Annotated in this window: 15 protein-coding genes and 1 pseudogene; 9 read left to right on the top strand and 7 right to left on the bottom strand. The window is 68.2% G+C overall.

The genetic code is table 11. The annotated features are described in order from the left end of the window. Positions 1-293 (bottom strand): annotated as a pseudogene (gene dnaA / locus AOK08_RS27060) (chromosomal replication initiator protein DnaA); the annotation flags it as partial. Positions 294-680: 387 nt separating this feature from the next. On the opposite strand from dnaA, the gene rpmH reads away from it, so the two are divergent. The 9 genes from rpmH (at position 681) to AOK08_RS27015 (ending at position 7806) form a co-directional block, all read left to right on the top strand. After that, positions 681-818: a 50S ribosomal protein L34 gene (gene rpmH / locus AOK08_RS27055; protein ID WP_006381191.1), complete on the top strand. Its 138-nt coding sequence runs from the start codon at positions 681-683 to the stop codon at positions 816-818. Positions 819-839: 21 nt separating this feature from the next. After that, positions 840-1211: a ribonuclease P protein component gene (rnpA, locus tag AOK08_RS43695; protein WP_079054293.1), complete on the top strand. Its 372-nt coding sequence runs from the start codon at positions 840-842 to the stop codon at positions 1209-1211. Next, on the top strand, positions 1208-1561 hold the full coding sequence (gene yidD / locus AOK08_RS27045; protein WP_055530813.1) for a membrane protein insertion efficiency factor YidD: 354 nt from the start codon (positions 1208-1210) through the stop codon (positions 1559-1561). Before rnpA ends, yidD begins: the two co-directional genes overlap by 4 nt. A gap of 3 nt (positions 1562-1564) precedes the next feature. Further along, the gene (gene yidC / locus AOK08_RS27040; RefSeq protein WP_055530811.1) at positions 1565-2860 is read left to right on the top strand and encodes a membrane protein insertase YidC; all 1296 of its coding nucleotides are present in this window, start codon (positions 1565-1567) and stop codon (positions 2858-2860) included. Between the two features lie 15 nt (positions 2861-2875). Further along, on the top strand, positions 2876-3391 hold the full coding sequence (locus AOK08_RS27035) for a Jag family protein (RefSeq protein ID WP_055530809.1): 516 nt from the start codon (positions 2876-2878) through the stop codon (positions 3389-3391). Positions 3392-3587: 196 nt separating this feature from the next. Beyond that, entirely contained in the window at positions 3588-4304 is a 717-nt protein-coding gene (rsmG, locus tag AOK08_RS27030; RefSeq protein ID WP_055530807.1) for a 16S rRNA (guanine(527)-N(7))-methyltransferase RsmG, read from the top strand. Between the two features lie 374 nt (positions 4305-4678). Beyond that, positions 4679-5761 carry an AAA family ATPase gene (locus AOK08_RS27025; protein ID WP_079054292.1) on the top strand — a complete coding sequence of 361 codons (1083 nt, stop codon included), beginning with the start codon at positions 4679-4681 and terminating at the stop codon, positions 5759-5761. Beyond that, entirely contained in the window at positions 5758-6858 is a 1101-nt protein-coding gene (locus AOK08_RS27020) for a ParB/RepB/Spo0J family partition protein (protein ID WP_055530803.1), read from the top strand. Before AOK08_RS27025 ends, AOK08_RS27020 begins: the two co-directional genes overlap by 4 nt. 330 nt (positions 6859-7188) lie before the next feature. Next, complete coding sequence (locus tag AOK08_RS27015) at positions 7189-7806, top strand: GNAT family N-acetyltransferase (protein WP_055530801.1); 618 nt, start codon at positions 7189-7191, stop codon at positions 7804-7806. Positions 7807-7898: 92 nt separating this feature from the next. Here AOK08_RS27015 and trxA read toward each other — a convergent pair whose 3' ends face one another. The 6 genes from trxA to murJ form a co-directional block, all read right to left on the bottom strand. Next, entirely contained in the window at positions 7899-8231 is a 333-nt protein-coding gene (trxA, locus tag AOK08_RS27010) for a thioredoxin (protein ID WP_055530799.1), read from the bottom strand. Between the two features lie 42 nt (positions 8232-8273). Then, positions 8274-9245, bottom strand: a complete 972-nt coding sequence (gene trxB / locus AOK08_RS27005) for a thioredoxin-disulfide reductase (RefSeq protein WP_055530797.1) — start codon at positions 9243-9245, stop codon at positions 8274-8276. 171 nt (positions 9246-9416) lie between these two features. Next, positions 9417-10340, bottom strand: a complete 924-nt coding sequence (locus AOK08_RS27000; RefSeq protein ID WP_055530795.1) for an anti-sigma factor family protein — start codon at positions 10338-10340, stop codon at positions 9417-9419. Next, positions 10337-11047: an RNA polymerase sigma factor SigM gene (gene sigM / locus AOK08_RS26995; RefSeq protein ID WP_055530794.1), complete on the bottom strand. Its 711-nt coding sequence runs from the start codon at positions 11045-11047 to the stop codon at positions 10337-10339. The genes AOK08_RS27000 and sigM overlap by 4 nt, the downstream gene beginning before the upstream one ends. A 25-nt stretch (positions 11048-11072) precedes the next feature. Continuing rightward, entirely contained in the window at positions 11073-12794 is a 1722-nt protein-coding gene (locus tag AOK08_RS26990) for a protein kinase family protein (protein ID WP_055530791.1), read from the bottom strand. A gap of 118 nt (positions 12795-12912) precedes the next feature. Further along, positions 12913-14962: murein biosynthesis integral membrane protein MurJ (gene murJ / locus AOK08_RS26985; protein WP_055530789.1), on the bottom strand; the 2050-nt coding region annotated here is incomplete at its 5' end.

Genomic DNA, 14962 nt, shown 5'->3' with positions numbered 1-14962 from the left:
GGCGGGGACTGCTCGCCGACGGAGTCGTCCACGGTGATCGCGATACGGATCGGCCGGCCGCACTCGCGGCTGAGTGTCTCGCTGACGATCGGCGCGAGGCGGCCTTCGAGCACGCCCTTCGCAAATTCGTTCGGTACGGCGAGGAGTGCGGTGTCCGCGACGAGGGCCAGCGGCTGGCAGCGCCTGATCCAGCGCTCGTCCTTCACCTCTACACCCTGCCCACGCCCCTCACCGAGGAGTTGTTCCAGCACTCGTGGCCACACTGCGGCAAGATCGGCAGGTACGTCAGCCACAGGGCACGCTCTCTCACGGGGTCCCACGAACGTGTGGTTCTGGGACGTATCGGGATGTACTTCGGGTGGAACGGGCGAATCGGAGTCTGGCCACGGTAGTCAGGGCGGCGGGTGCGGTTCAAGTTGTTGTCCCCAGGCTGTGGACAGTGTCTCGCTCCAGGTGCTGGTTTGACCGGATGGCGTAGCCCCGCGTACCGTGACCAGGTCGAGTTGTCGATGGCTGCTGCCGCCTGCCTCCGATGGGCATAGATCACAACGAGTGCTCCTACCAGGGCCTCTTCCAGTGATCGGGAGCGGTGCAATCGGGCGTAAGCGAGCTACTCGTGGGCGCACGGTGACAGCCAAGACGGCATCCCGGTATTCACCGATTCTTTCTGGAGCCCCCGAGTGAGCAAGCGCACCTTCCAGCCGAACAACCGTCGTCGCGCGAAGACCCACGGCTTCCGCCTGCGGATGCGTACCCGTGCCGGTCGCGCGATTCTCGCGAACCGCCGTGGCAAGGGTCGCGCGAGCCTGTCCGCCTGATCCTGATCAGGTCATGACGTCGTGCTGCCTACCGAGCATCGGCTGAGGCGGCGCGAGGACTTCGCGACCGCTGTACGACGGGGTCGCCGGGCCGGCCGTCCGCTTCTCGTCGTCCATTTTCGTAGCGGTACCACGGACCCGCACGCGCCTGGGGAGAGCGCTCCCCCGACGCGTGCGGGTTTCGTCGTCAGCAAGGCAGTCGGCGGCGCGGTCGTCCGCAACAAGGTGAAGCGCAGGCTTCGCCACCTGATGCGCGACCGAGTCGCCGCGCTGCCCCCCGGTAGCCTGGTAGTCGTACGAGCGTTGCCCGGTGCGGGCGACGCCGACCATGCACAGCTGGCCCGAGACCTGGACGCCGCTCTGCAGCGGCTGCTGGGAGGGGGCGCGCGATGAAGTACCCGCTGCTGGCCCTGATCAAGCTGTACCAGTGGACGATCAGTCCGCTGCTCGGGCCCGTGTGCAAGTACTACCCGTCGTGCTCCCACTACGGCTATACGGCCATCGACCGGCACGGCGCGGTCAAGGGGACGGCACTCACCGCCTGGCGCATCCTGCGGTGCAACCCGTGGTCGCTGGGCGGTGTGGACCATGTCCCGCCGCGCAAGCGTCCGCGGTGGCACGAAATGCTGCGCAGCACCTGGCATGCACGCAAGGGCGGGACCTCCGCCGCCGGCGCGGCCGTCGGGGGACAGAATCCTTCGAGTCCGGCCGCCGAGACCCCGTCCCATGTCCAAGGAGCATGATTAGTGGACACGATCGCCAGCATTTTCAGCTTCATCACGACACCCGTTTCCTGGGTCATCGTCCAGTTCCACAGTGTGTACGGCGGGATCTTCGGGCCTGACACCGGCTGGGCCTGGGGCTTGTCCATCGTGTCCCTGGTGATCCTGATCCGCATCTGTCTGATCCCGCTCTTCGTGAAGCAGATCAAGGCGACCCGGGCCATGCAGACACTGCAGCCCGAGATGAAGAAGATCCAGGAGCGCTACAAGAACGACAAGCAGCGCCAGTCCGAAGAGATGATGAAGCTGTACAAGGAGACGGGTACCAACCCGCTCTCCTCGTGCCTTCCCATCCTGGCGCAGTCGCCGTTCTTCTTCGCGCTGTACCACGTGCTCAACGGCATCGCCTCGGGCCAGCAGATCGGCGTCATCAACGCCGAGCTGCTGGAGAGCGCCCGGAAGGCGCACATCTTCGGTGCTCCGCTGGCCGCGAAGTTCACCGAGAGCGCGGCGAAGGTGGAGGCGCTCGGTGCCTCGATCACCGACGTCCGGGTCGTCACCGCCATCATGATCGTCCTGATGTCGGCGTCGCAGTTCTACACGCAGCGCCAGCTCATGACGAAGAACGTCGACACCACGGTGAAGACGCCGTTCATGCAGCAGCAGAAGATGCTGATGTACGTCTTCCCGGTCATGTTCGCCGTCTTCGGCATCAACTTCCCGGTCGGTGTCCTCATCTACTGGCTGACCACCAACGTGTGGACCATGGGCCAGCAGATGTACGTCATCCGCAACAACCCGACCCCGGGCAGCAAGGCGCAGGCCGCTTACCTGGAGCGCCTCCACAAGCACGTCACCCAGCACGGCAAGACCCGCAGCCGCGGTGAGCGTGCCATTGTGAAGGCCATCGTCGCCAAGGGCCGCGACCGCAACGAGTTCGAGCGCAAGTTCATCAACGGTCTGAACAAGGCGGGCCTCGCGGCTCAGGCCGACGGCACGGTGACGACGGGCGTGAACCCGGAGGTCACCGAGAACGAGGACGGTACGCCCACCAGCGCCACCGCCAAGCGTCAGCAGCCCAAGCGTCAGAGCAAGTCCCAGCGTCAGTCGGGAGCCAGGACGGCAGGCGGTGCCGAGTCGGAGACCCCCACGACGTCGCTGATCAAGTCCGACGAGCCCGATGAGCCGGATGACGCCAAGCCCGCCGGAGGCGCCGCCAAGCAGGCCGCTGCCAAGCCCGGCTCAGGTTCCACTCGCAGCAGGGCTCAGTCCGGACAGCGCAAGGGCCCGCAGCGTCCCAAGTCCCCGACCAAGAAGTAAGAAGGAGTCCATCCCGTGACGGAAGGCACCACCACCTCCGCCGCAGCCGAGGGTGTCGACACCCTGTCCCGCCTGGAGCAGGAGGGCGAGATCGCGGCGGACTACCTCGAAGGTCTGCTGGACATCGCCGACCTCGACGGCGACATCGACATGGACGTCGAGGCCGACCGCGCCGCTGTCTCGATCATCAGTGACGCGGGCGGCCGAGATCTGCAGAAGCTGGTCGGCCGGGACGGCGAGGTGCTGGAGGCACTCCAGGAGCTCACGCGTCTGGCCGTGCACCGGGAGACCGGGGACCGCAGCCGGCTGATGCTCGACATCGCGGGCTACCGCGCCAAGAAGCGTGAGGAGCTCTCGGAGCTGGGCGCCAAGGCCGCGGCCGAGGTCAAGAGCACCGGCGAGCCCGTCAAGATGAAGGCCATGACCCCGTTCGAGCGCAAGGTCGTGCACGACGCGGTGAAGGCCGCCGGCCTGCGCAGCGAGTCCGAGGGCGAGGAGCCGCAGCGCTTCGTCGTCGTCCTTCCCGCCTGATCGGTACGTAGCTCCCTCCGGCCCCGTCTGTTGCGCAGACGGGGCCGAACTTTGTCAGCCTGTAGTTCCCCGGACGCTGTTGGCCCTGTGTTCGTCCCCCTGTGTTCGTCCCTCTGTGGTCCTCGACAGCTCCAGTCCCTGTAGTCCTGGTGATCAGCGCCCAGTGCGCTCATGCGGTACGGAAGGACGGTCCCCCGTGACGGAGGCAGCGGAGCTTCCCCCGGCGCCCGAGCAGGCGCGCGAGGTGTTCGGCGATCGCTTCGCGGACGCGGTCCGATACGCGGAACTGCTTGCTGAGGCGGGTGTGCAGCGCGGTCTGATCGGCCCGCGTGAGGTGCCCCGCCTGTGGGAGCGGCACCTGTTGAACTGCGCGGTGCTCTCCGAGGTGGTGCCGGAGAACGTGACGGTGTGCGATGTCGGTTCGGGTGCCGGGCTGCCCGGTATTCCGCTGGCTCTGGTCCGGGAGGACCTGAAGATCACGCTCCTCGAACCGCTGCTGCGCCGGACCAACTTCCTCAGTGAGGTCGTCGAGCTGCTGGGGCTGGACCATGTGACCGTCGTCCGTGGCCGCGCGGAGGAGGTCATGGGGACTCTCCAGCCGGTCCATGTGGTGACGGCGCGTGCGGTGGCTCCGCTGGACCGGCTGGCCACCTGGGGCATTCCGCTGCTGCGTCCGTACGGGGAGATGCTGGCGCTCAAGGGGGACACCGCCGAGGAGGAGCTGAAGGCCTCCGCGACCGCGTTGACCAAGCTCGGGGCGGTGGAGACATCCATCGTGCAGGTGGGTGAGGGCGTGGTGGACCCGCTGTCGACCGTCGTGCGGGTCGTGGTCGGGGAGAGCCCGGGCGGAGTGCGGTTCGCCGCGAAGCGGGCCAAGGCTGCCCGGACGGGGCGGGCGCGGCGGCGACGCTGAGTCCGGAGGGGCGGACGGGCGGGCGAGTGGACGGGCAGGTGGGTCGGTGGGGCCGGATGGGCTCGCGGGTCAGGATGGGTCGGCGGGAGTTTTTCGTCACGTTCGTTGATCCGTCCTGACGAAGAGCCGTACTCCACACAAGCTGCCAAACCTATACATCCCGGAGTGTCGCGCGCTCGTCGCCCTTGCGGCTGGGCATCTTGTTTCACGTGAAACGTCGCTCACTGCTGCACGGCATCATCAGCCGCGGCCGGGCCGCGGCCGCACCCCGCGACCGAAAGCCGTTCCGTTCACCCGGAGAGGTAACGGAGTTGTCCACAGAGGTGGATTTCTCCACAGAACGCCAGGCCTCACTGGTTCATGACCCCGAAGACATGGCAGGCTCTGTTCATTGCGAGCCTGAAGTCGAGGAGAGTGAATCCTTGCGGTCCAACGCCAACATCGCGGGACCGATGACCGATCCGGTCCCCGGTCCCCGAACCGAGTCGATCGGGGAGGATGTTTCACGTGAAACACCGCCCCCGATGGACGACACTCCCATCGGTCGTGCCGCCCAATTGGCAGTGGAGGCACTGGGGCGGGCCGGCGAAGGCCTGCCACGGCCGGAGCAGACCCGAATCATGGTGGTCGCCAACCAGAAGGGCGGAGTGGGGAAGACGACGACAACCGTCAACCTTGCCGCCTCGCTGGCCCTGCACGGGGCTCGCGTCCTGGTCGTGGACCTCGACCCTCAGGGCAACGCTTCCACGGCACTGGGGATCGATCATCACGCCGATGTTCCTTCCATCTATGACGTGTTGATCGACAGCAGGCCACTCTCGGAAGTCGTTCAGCCGGTCCCTGACGTCGAGGGCCTCTTCTGTGCACCCGCCACGATCGATCTCGCCGGTGCGGAGATCGAGCTGGTGTCGCTGGTGGCACGGGAGAGCCGGCTTGAGCGGGCGATCCAGGCGTATGAGCAGCCTCTGGACTACATCCTCATCGACTGCCCGCCCTCGCTCGGTCTGCTGACGGTCAACGCACTGGTCGCCGGTGCCGAGGTGCTCATCCCGATCCAGTGCGAGTACTACGCGCTGGAGGGCCTGGGCCAGCTACTGCGCAACGTCGATCTGGTGCGGGCCCACCTCAACCGCGACCTTCAGGTGACGACGATCCTGCTCACCATGTACGACGGCCGGACGCGCCTCGCGTCCCAGGTCGCGGACGAGGTGCGCAACCACTTCGGCGACGAGGTGCTGCGGACGAGCATTCCGCGCTCGGTCCGCATTTCCGAGGCGCCGAGCTATGGACAGACGGTGCTCACCTACGACCCAGGATCGAGTGGCGCCCTGTCCTATCTTGAGGCGGCCCGGGAAATCGCGTTGAAGGGTGTCGGTGTCAGTTATGACGCGCAGCACGCCCACATCGGCGCACAGAGCGCACAGAGCGAACAAAGCATCGTGGAGGGAATCCAGTGAGCGAGCGACGGAGGGGGTTGGGCCGTGGTCTCGGCGCACTGATCCCAGCGGCACCGACCGGAGACAGGCCGACGCCACCGGCGATGGGAGGCACCGCCTCCACCTCACCGGGGGCGGTTCCGGTCCTCACGGCCGAGCGCGGTGTGGCCGCGGCGAGAGTGGCCACACTGCCCTCTGTTTCACGTGAAACAGAGGATGCGTCCTCGAACGAGTTCGGAGAGGTCCCGGCGCCTCCCATCGGTGCCCACTTCGCCGAGCTTCCCATCGACTCCATCACGCCCAACCCGCGACAGCCGCGTGATGTGTTCGACGAGGACGCGCTGGCGGAGCTGGTCACCTCCATCAAGGAGGTCGGTCTTCTCCAGCCGGTCGTGGTGCGACAGGTGGGTCCCACCAGCTACGAGCTCATCATGGGCGAGCGGCGCTGGCGGGCCTGCCGTGAAGCGGGGCTTGAGGCGATCCCGGCGATCGTGCGGGCCACGGATGACGAGAAGCTCCTCCTGGACGCGCTGTTGGAGAACCTCCACAGGGCTCAGCTGAACCCGCTGGAAGAGGCTGCGGCCTACGACCAGTTGCTCAAGGACTTCCACTGCACGCACGATCAGTTGGCGGACCGCATCGGTCGTTCCCGGCCGCAGGTCTCCAACACCCTGCGTCTGCTGAAGCTCTCGCCGGCGGTCCAGCGCCGGGTGGCCGCCGGAGTTCTCTCCGCCGGACACGCCCGGGCGCTCCTCTCGGTGGAAGATTCGGAGGAGCAGGACAAGCTGGCTCACCGGATCGTGGCCGAAGGACTCTCGGTGCGGGCCGTCGAGGAGATCGTGACCCTGATGGGCTCGCGGCCGACGGCGGCCACGAGGTCCAAGGGGCCGCGTGCAGGTGCCCTGGTGTCTCCGGCACTGACCGATCTCGCCGGCCGTCTCTCGGACCGTTTCGAGACGCGGGTGAAGGTCGACCTGGGGCAGAAGAAGGGCAAGATCACTGTCGAGTTCGCCTCGATGGAAGACCTTGAGCGCATCCTCAGCTCTCTCGCCCCGGGCGAGGGGCCGGTTCTTCAGAAGAGCCTGCTGGACGACGACTCCGAGGACTCGGAGGGCTGAGACCCTGGCCGGCCCGGGCGGGTTTCTGCTGAATCGGCGGCCGGAGCGGGCCGTGTCCGGTACACACCGGTCACGGCCCGCTCTTTGCGTCCAGTCGGTTTTGAAGCGATCGCTTCGTGGATACGATGCGTTCGGGATGGCGCATCCACCTGGCAGTACCTCTGAAGTCGGGGAGGCGGGGGTCATGCGAACGGTGAGCCGCACCGGACTGGTGAGCGCGGGTCTGGGCCTGGGCGCGGTCGGCGGGTTCGTCGGCAGTCTGCTCAGGGAACGGAGCGCTCTGTCAGCCGCTCGCGATGCTGCGGGCGAAGGAAGCGAGGAACAGCCTTCATGGGGCGTCGGCTCGTACCGCTCACGCTGGACAACCTTCAGGATCTTCCCAAGCGCTGTCGGGCGTGTGTCTTCTGGGAACTGGATCCCGTCAGCGGGGAAGCAGCGCTGAAGGCGGGGACACCCTCGCTGGAGAAGGAAGCGTGGATCTCGGCCGTTCTGCTCGACTGGGGGTCCTGCGGCCGTGTGGTCTACGTCGACGACAATCCGGTGGGGTTCGTGCTCTACGCTCCTCCGGCCTACGTTCCCCGGTCCACGGCGTTCCCCACGAGTCCGGTCTCGCCGGACGCGGTCCAGCTCATGACCGCCTTCATCATGCCGGGCTACCAGGGGCAGGGACTGGGGCGGGTGATGGTGCAGACGGTCGCCAAGGATCTTCTCCGACGGGGCTTCAAGGCGGTCGAGGCCTTCGGGGACGCCCGCTGGAAGGAGACGGCCTGCGTCCTGCCCGCCGAGCACCTGCTGGCCGTGGGCTTCAAGACCGTGCGGCCCCATCCCGTGCATCCCCGGCTCAGGCTGGAGCTGCGGACGACGCTCTCCTGGAAGGAAGACGTGGAGCTGGCGCTCGACCGGCTACTGGGAGCGGTACAGAAGGAACCGGTGCTTCGGCCGCTCTAGAGGGCGCTCTGGGGGCTGACGCAAAGCAAGTGGGCCGACCCTTTTGGGTCGGCCCACTGATGTTTCACGTGAAACATCAGCTGCTGTGTCGACTAGTCGGCGATGAAGTCCTCAAGGTCACGAATGATCGCGGCCTTCGGCTTGGCGCCGACGATGGTCTTGGCGACCTCGCCGCCCTGGTAGACGTTCAGGGTCGGGATGGACATCACGCCGTACTTCGCGGCGATGCCCGGGTTCTCGTCGATGTTGAGCTTGACGACCTCGATCTTGTCGCCGTACTCGGCGGCGATCGCCTCCAGTGACGGCGCGATCTGGCGGCACGGGCCGCACCAGGCGGCCCAGAAGTCCACCAGGACGGGCTTGTCGTTCTTGAGGACGTCCTCGTCGAAGGAGTCGTCGGTCACGTTCTTCAGGGTGCCGGCCACAGGGGGCTCCTTAACTCGATGCTGCGGTGGGACGGACGGGGGTCAGACAGAGGTCTTCTCGGGCTCGGCCTGCTCCTCGTTGTCCGCCAGGGCGGCGAGGAAGCGCTCGGCGTCCAGAGCCGAGGAGCAGCCGGTCCCGGCGGCGGTGATCGCCTGCCGGTAGGTGTGGTCGACCACGTCACCGGCGCCGAAGACACCGCTGAGGTTGGTCCGCGTCGAGGGCGCTTCGACCTTCAGGTAGCCCTCTTCGTCGAGGTCGAGCTGTCCCTTGAAGAGCTCGGTGCGCGGGTCGTGGCCGATCGCGATGAACAGGCCCGTCACGGCCAGGTCCGACAGCTCGCCGGTCTTGAGGTTGCGCAGCTTCAGGCCGGAGAGTTTCGGGTCGCCCTGGATCTCGGCGACCTCGCTGTCCCAGATGAAGCGGATCTTCGGGTCGGCGAAGGCGCGCTCCTGCATCGCCTTGGAGGCGCGCAGGGTGTCCCTGCGGTGGACGATGGTCACCGACTTGGCGAAGCGGGAGAGGAAGGTCGCCTCCTCCATCGCGGTGTCGCCACCGCCGATCACGGCGATGTCCTGGTCCTTGAAGAAGAAGCCGTCGCACGTGGCACACCAGGAGACTCCGCGGCCGGACAGGGCGTCCTCGTTCGGCAGGCCGAGCTTGCGGTGCTGCGAGCCGGTGGTGACGATGACGGCCTTCGCCTTGTGCACGGCGCCCGAGGTATCCGTGACGGTCTTGATGTCACCGGTCAGGTCCACGGCGACGATGTCGTCCGCCACGAGTTCGGCACCGAAGCGCTCGGCCTGGGCGCGCATGTTGTCCATGAGGTCGGGGCCCATGATGCCGTCCTGGAAGCCCGGGAAGTTCTCCACCTCGGTGGTGTTCATGAGCGCACCACCGGCGGTCACAGCGCCCTCGAAGACCAGCGGCTTCAGCGACGCGCGTGCGGTATAGAGCGCCGCCGTGTAGCCGGCGGGCCCGGAGCCGATGATGATCACGTTTCGGACGTCGCTCACGGCGTGTTTCCTCGTTTCTGGACGGCTTCGTGCGAACTGGTGGGAGCCTCTCTCAGAACTCTCACCCCACCCAACGGATCCTACGGGGCCCGCATTCCCGCTGTGTCAGGGCACACAGGGGTGCCGCTCGGCAAGGAAGACCGCGAGAGGGAGAAGCCGGATCGTCCGCGCTCAGGAACGCGCGTAGGACTGCGTCAGCAGCACCTGTGCCGGAGTGGCCGACGGTTGCTTCGTGCAGGCCGAGTCGACGATGTAGGCGGTCACGTGGGTGTTGTCGCCGGAGGCGGGGAGCACCACGAGATAGGCGTCGGTGCCGTTGTAGGAGCCGTACTTGATGCCGAGAATGTGCGTGTCGCCGCGGCCGATGCCCTTGATGACGCAGGCAGGGACGGACGTCGGCTCGATCTTGACGGTGCCCTCGTTCTCGCCGGTCTTCGAGCCGTCCGGATGGTTCTGCACGCCGACCGACGGCCCTCCGCTGCGGGTGCTCTTCAGACCCGGGCCTTTGAGGAGCTCGGCGACCTGGTTCTCGACCTTCTGCCCGGAGAACGTGCTCGCGCCCGCGACCTCGGTCCGCCCGGTGTCATCAGTGGGCGATGACACCAGCGACGACACCAGCAGTGAGCCGAGTCCCAGGGCGGCAGCCGTGAAGACTGTGCCCAGGACAATCGTGCGGCGGCGTACGCGTCGGGCGCGGCCCTTCCGCCCCGGTCCCGTGGCAGCGTGGGCGTGACCCGTGGGACGGTCCGTGAGCCGTTCGGCGGGCGGCGATGTTTCACGTGAAACATCGCCTGTTTCGGTCTCACCGGGCACGGCGTCGGCAGCGCCGACCGACACGGGGGTGTTCAGCGGCGCCTCGGCGGCGAGGGCTGCGTCGATACGGCCGACGATGTCGTCCGGCATGCGCAACGGGGCCGGCACCGAGCCGAGGAGGCCGCGGATCTCCTCCAGGGAGGCGTACACGTCGGCGCAGAGGACGCACTCGTCCAGATGCCGCTGTATGTCCGCGGTCCGGGACTGTGTGAGCAGGCCTTCGGTGAGGTCGGAGATCTCCGTGACGTCCGGGTGTCCAGCCGTGTCGGTCGTGGATGTCACGCTCGCCCACCTCCGCCCTTCACAGCCGCTGAATCGCTTGGCCCTGCATCCGTTGGTCCCGCTGCGGGTGGGACGGATGCCCCGTCCGCCCGGTTCCGTCCGTCACGTGATTCTTCGCCCTCACCGTTTCTGTCCGGCCGGAGATGGGTGAGGAGCGGCAGCAGTCTGGCTCTGCCTCGGGCACAACGGCTCTTCACCGTCCCGGTGGGCACATCGAGGACACGGGCGGCCTCCGCGACCGGGTAGCCCTGCATGTCCACCAGGACCAGGGCGGCGCGCTGATCCGGCGGGAGGGTGTGGAGCGCTTCGATGAGCTGGCGGTGCAGATCCTTGCGCTCGGCCGGGGCGGACGCCGACTCGTGCGGTTCGAGCAGTTGCTCCAGCCGTTCGGTGTCGTCGACCGGTGAGGTCTTGCGGGACGCGGCCTTGCGCGCGCGGTCCAGGCAGGCGTTCACCGTGATGCGGTGCAGCCAGGTCGTGACGGCCGACTGGCCCCGGAAGGTGTGGGCCGCCCGGTAGGCGGAGACGAGAGCGTCCTGGACGGCGTCAGCGGCCTCCTCGCGGTCCCCCAGCGTCCGCAGGGCCACCGCCCAGAGCCGGTCACGGTGCCGGCGCACGATCTCACCGAAGGCGTCGGGGTCACCGTCGACATGGCGGGCGAGCAGCTCCTGATCACTCACCCCGTCGAACGCGGCGCCGTCCGCCATGAGCCCCCTCTCCTTCGGTGGGTCGTCAGCCGGTGAACTTGAGGTCGGTTATGGCCTGCTTGTAGCCCGGGTCGCTGTACGAGTCACCAGGTTCGTAGGGAAGCGCGGTGAACCAGACCAGCACGTACTGACTCTTCACCGGCTTGGCGACCTTCACCTTCGCGGTGGTGGTGCCCTCCGTCGTCACCGTACCGAGCTTCGTCATCGAGGTCAGAGGGACGGACGAACTCATGGAGTCCGTCGCGTACAGCGTGACCGTCGTGAACTTCCCATCGAAGAGGAGCCCTATCGAGGCGGCCGAGACCTCCTTGGCCGAGCCGAAGTCGTAGACGATGCCCACGCCGGGCTTGAAGGCCGGATTCAGGTCCGGGCCCTCTGCGTAGTTCGCGGTGCGCCAGTACGTCGAGCTGTCGTTGTCGTACGTCTTGCCGACATCGTTCGGGTGCTGGGCGTTGCCCTTGGCGACGTACTCCTCGGCACCCTGGATCTTCAGCGTGGTGACCGGCTTGGGCTTGTCCGGGCCCTTGGGGTTGTCGTCCGGCGTCTGCGGCTGGTTGGTTTCCTTGGAGCCGCCGCTCTCCATGAGCGCGTCCGCCAACTGCCAGCTCCCCAGGCCCAGTGCCGCGATCAGCAGCGCCGACACGGCCCACTTCAGGGCCTTGCCCGTGCGGCTCTGCAGCGGGGGCGGTGGGGTGGGCAGGGGCTGTGTCACGCCCGGGCGGGGTGCCTGGCGGCCGTACGAGCCCTGCTGGTACGTCGTGCGCTGGTAGTCCGGCGGGGCGGTGAACACCGGCTCCGGCGGGCGGATGCGGGGCATCTCGCCGATCGCCTTGACCAGTTCCTCGGGCGTCGTGCACGCGGACTCGTGCCGTGAGGCGGTGGCACCGTCGTTGGCGAGCGCGCGCATCGCGAGCTCCGACAGGCCGCGGTGGACCCCGGCCCGGACCTGGTCGGGCGCGATGAGACCGACGCCCTTGGGCAGCCCGGACAGGCCGTAGGCGTCGTTCTCGTACGGCCAGCGCTGGGTGAGCGCGGCGTACAGCAGGGCGCCGATCGCCTCCGTGTCGGTGCGCTGCGGGGTGTCCGAAGTGATGCCGCGCAGGGCGGCGTTGACCGCGAGGCCGCGCACACGCCACTGGCCGGACGAACTCCGCAGAATGGTGCCCGGGGTCAGGCGCAGATGCGCGAGACCCTCCCGGTGGGCGGCCGCCATGGCGGAGGCGATCTGGCTGACCATCTGGTAGGCGTCGTGCGCCTCCAGCGGGCCCGCGGCCAGGAGCGCGGTCAGCTCCGTGGCGTCGGGCAGCCACTCGTGGACGACGTACACGAGGTCGTTCTCCTCGACGGCGTCGAGGACCTGCACAAAGCGAGGGTCGCCGAGCAGTGCCGAAGAACGGGCCGCGGCCAGCACGGAACGGGCCCGTGAGTGGTCCGCGGGCAGAATGTGCACGCCGACGGCGCGACGCAGTTTCTCGTCGACCGCGCGCCAGCTGCTGAATCCGTCCAGACGGGTGACGCACTCCTCCAGGCGGTAGCGCCTGGCGAGTTTGTGACCGCTGTGCAGTTCGGGCGGTGAGGCCTTTCCGGGACTCTCGGTCCCGCCGCTCCCCTGTGCCTCGTCGTTGTCCGTGTCCCGCTCCCGGTTCTGGGCCACGCCGTCGGCCGTGGATTCGTCCGCCTGCGCGGTCAACGGCTCGTCGCCGCTGTTGTCTGCCACGTCGACGGCAGCCGTGCTCCGTTCCGCCACCGTCGCTCCTGCCTCCCCATCCATTACGAGCTCTCCGACGCCAAACCCAATTGTGCCCACAGTCCGCCACTCTGCACGACACGCGGTGGTGAACGATGGTTGTGCGGATTCCCCCGACTCATCGCCCCAGTCGCCCGCGCACCATACCCACCAGCGAGTTCAGTTCTTCAATGCGCATACGGCGGGCGGCGACGTAGAAGACGACGAGCAGGACCGCGCCGCCGACGAGCAGGGAGACGAGCGAGCCGCCGACGCCCTGGCCGAGCGTGTGGCCGATGCCGTAGCAGGCCGCGCCGCTGAGGAGCGCGGCCGGCACCGACGCGATGCCCAGCCGGGCGTAGGTCCGCAGGACACGGGTGCCGTCGAGGTCGCCGCCGAGGCGCTTGCGCAGCCGGTTCCAGGCGACGCCGACGCCGATCGCGTACGCGAGGCCGTACGAGGCGGCCATGCCGGCCACGGCCCAGCGGGCCGGGAGCACGAAATAGCAGAGGGCGGATGCCGTCGCGTTGACGGCGGCCACGATCACCGTGTTGTAGAAGGGCGTGCGGGTGTCCTCGTACGCGTAGAAGGCGCGCAGGACGACGTACTGCACGGAGTAGGGGATCAGGCCGAGGGCGAAGGCCATCAGCATGAAGCCCATGTTGGTGGCCGCGCCAGTGCCCGAGGAGCCGAAGATCAGGGTGCACATCGGGATGCCGAGGGCCACGAAGCCGAAGGCGATGGGCACGATCGCGACGGCGGTGGTGCGCAGGCCCTGGGAGATGTCGTCGCGGACCGCCCCGGCGTCGCCCTCGTGGGCCGAGCGGGCTAGACGCGGCAGCAGCGCGGCCATCAGGGAGACCGTGATGATGGCCTGCGGCAGGCCCCAGACGAGCTGAGCGTTGGCATAGGCGGCGAAGCCGGTGCCCTCGATCTTCGGGTTCTCGCCGGTGGCGGCGGTGGCCAGCTGGGTGACGACGAGGGCGCCCGCCTGGTTGGCGAGGACGAACAGGATCGTCCACTTGGCGAGCATCGCGGCCTTGCCCAGGCCGTGGCCCCGCCAGTCGAAGCGCAGCCGCATCTTGAAGCCGGTCTCGCGCAGATACGGGATCATCGCGAGGGCCTGGACGACGAGGCCCAGGAGCACGCCGATGCCGAGGAGCCGCTGGCCCTCCGGCGGGATGGTGGTCACCGTCATACCGGAATCCGCCGCGCTGCCGTACACCCAGATGAACATGCCGAGGGTGACGATGATGACGACGTTGTTCAGGACCGGCGTCCACATCATCGCGCCGAACTTCCCACGCGCGTTGAGGATCTGCCCCATCACGACGTGGATGCCCATGAAGAAGATGGTGGGCAGGAAGTAGCGGGTGAAGGTGACGGCGACTTCCTCGGCCGCCGGATTGTTGGAGATCGGTACCGACAGGGCGCGGACCAGCAGGGGAGCCGCGAGGACCGCGAGTGCGGTGAGCGCCCCGAGAGCCACCATGACGAGGGTCAGCAGGCGGTTGGCGAAGGCCTCGCCACCGTCGTCGTCCTCCTTCATGGCACGCACGAGCTGCGGTACGAAGACGGAGTTGAGGCCTCCGCCCACGGTCAGGATGTAGATCATCGTGGGCAGCTGATAGGAGATCTGGAAAGAGTCGCCCAGCACGCCGAGGCCGAGGGCGGACACGATCAGCGCCGAGCGGACGAAGCCGGTGAGGCGGGAGACCATCGTGCCGGCCGCCATGACGGCGCTCGACTTCAGCAGGCCCGCCGCCTTGCCGCCCTTTTTGGAGGCCGCCGGCGGCGCGGCGGGGGCGGGTGCCGCCTTGGGGGCGAGCTGCATGGTGGCGTCGGCCGCCGGAACCTTCTCGCGCGGGACGGGGCTGTGGCCCGGGACGGGCGAGGGGGATGGGCCGGGCACCGCCGGAGGCTCCACGGGCCCCTGGCCGCCGCCCTGCTGCTGGTCCCGGAAGAGGTGTGCGAAGGCGTCCGGCTCGTGCCGCTGCTCCCCGGCCTGGGAGACCAGGGCGTCGACGCCCACGTACTGGGTGGTGCGGGGATCGTCGCCATACGGCAGGTACTGCGTGGCTCCGTCCGGCTCGGGCGCCGGAGTCCGGGCCCACACGCTTGGGTCGGGGGCGTGCGGCGACTGGGCGGGCTGCCCGTAGAGCGGGGTCCGCGGCTGATGGGTGCCGGGG

The organism is Streptomyces graminilatus (genome assembly GCF_001418565.1).
Taxonomy (GTDB): domain Bacteria; phylum Actinomycetota; class Actinomycetes; order Streptomycetales; family Streptomycetaceae; genus Streptomyces; species Streptomyces graminilatus.
Note: the sequence above shows the minus strand (reverse complement) of the source record. Positions and strands in the feature narration are given on the sequence as shown.

Coding starts and splice junctions, on each gene's coding strand:
- yidD (WP_055530813.1), top strand. CDS start 1,208: ATGAAGTACCCGCTGCTGGCCCTGATCAAGCTGTACCAGTGGACGATC.
- AOK08_RS27025 (WP_079054292.1), top strand. CDS start 4,679: ATGGCAGGCTCTGTTCATTGCGAGCCTGAAGTCGAGGAGAGTGAATCC.
- AOK08_RS27015 (WP_055530801.1), top strand. CDS start 7,189: ATGGGGCGTCGGCTCGTACCGCTCACGCTGGACAACCTTCAGGATCTT.
- sigM (WP_055530794.1), bottom strand. CDS start 11,047: ATGGCGGACGGCGCCGCGTTCGACGGGGTGAGTGATCAGGAGCTGCTC.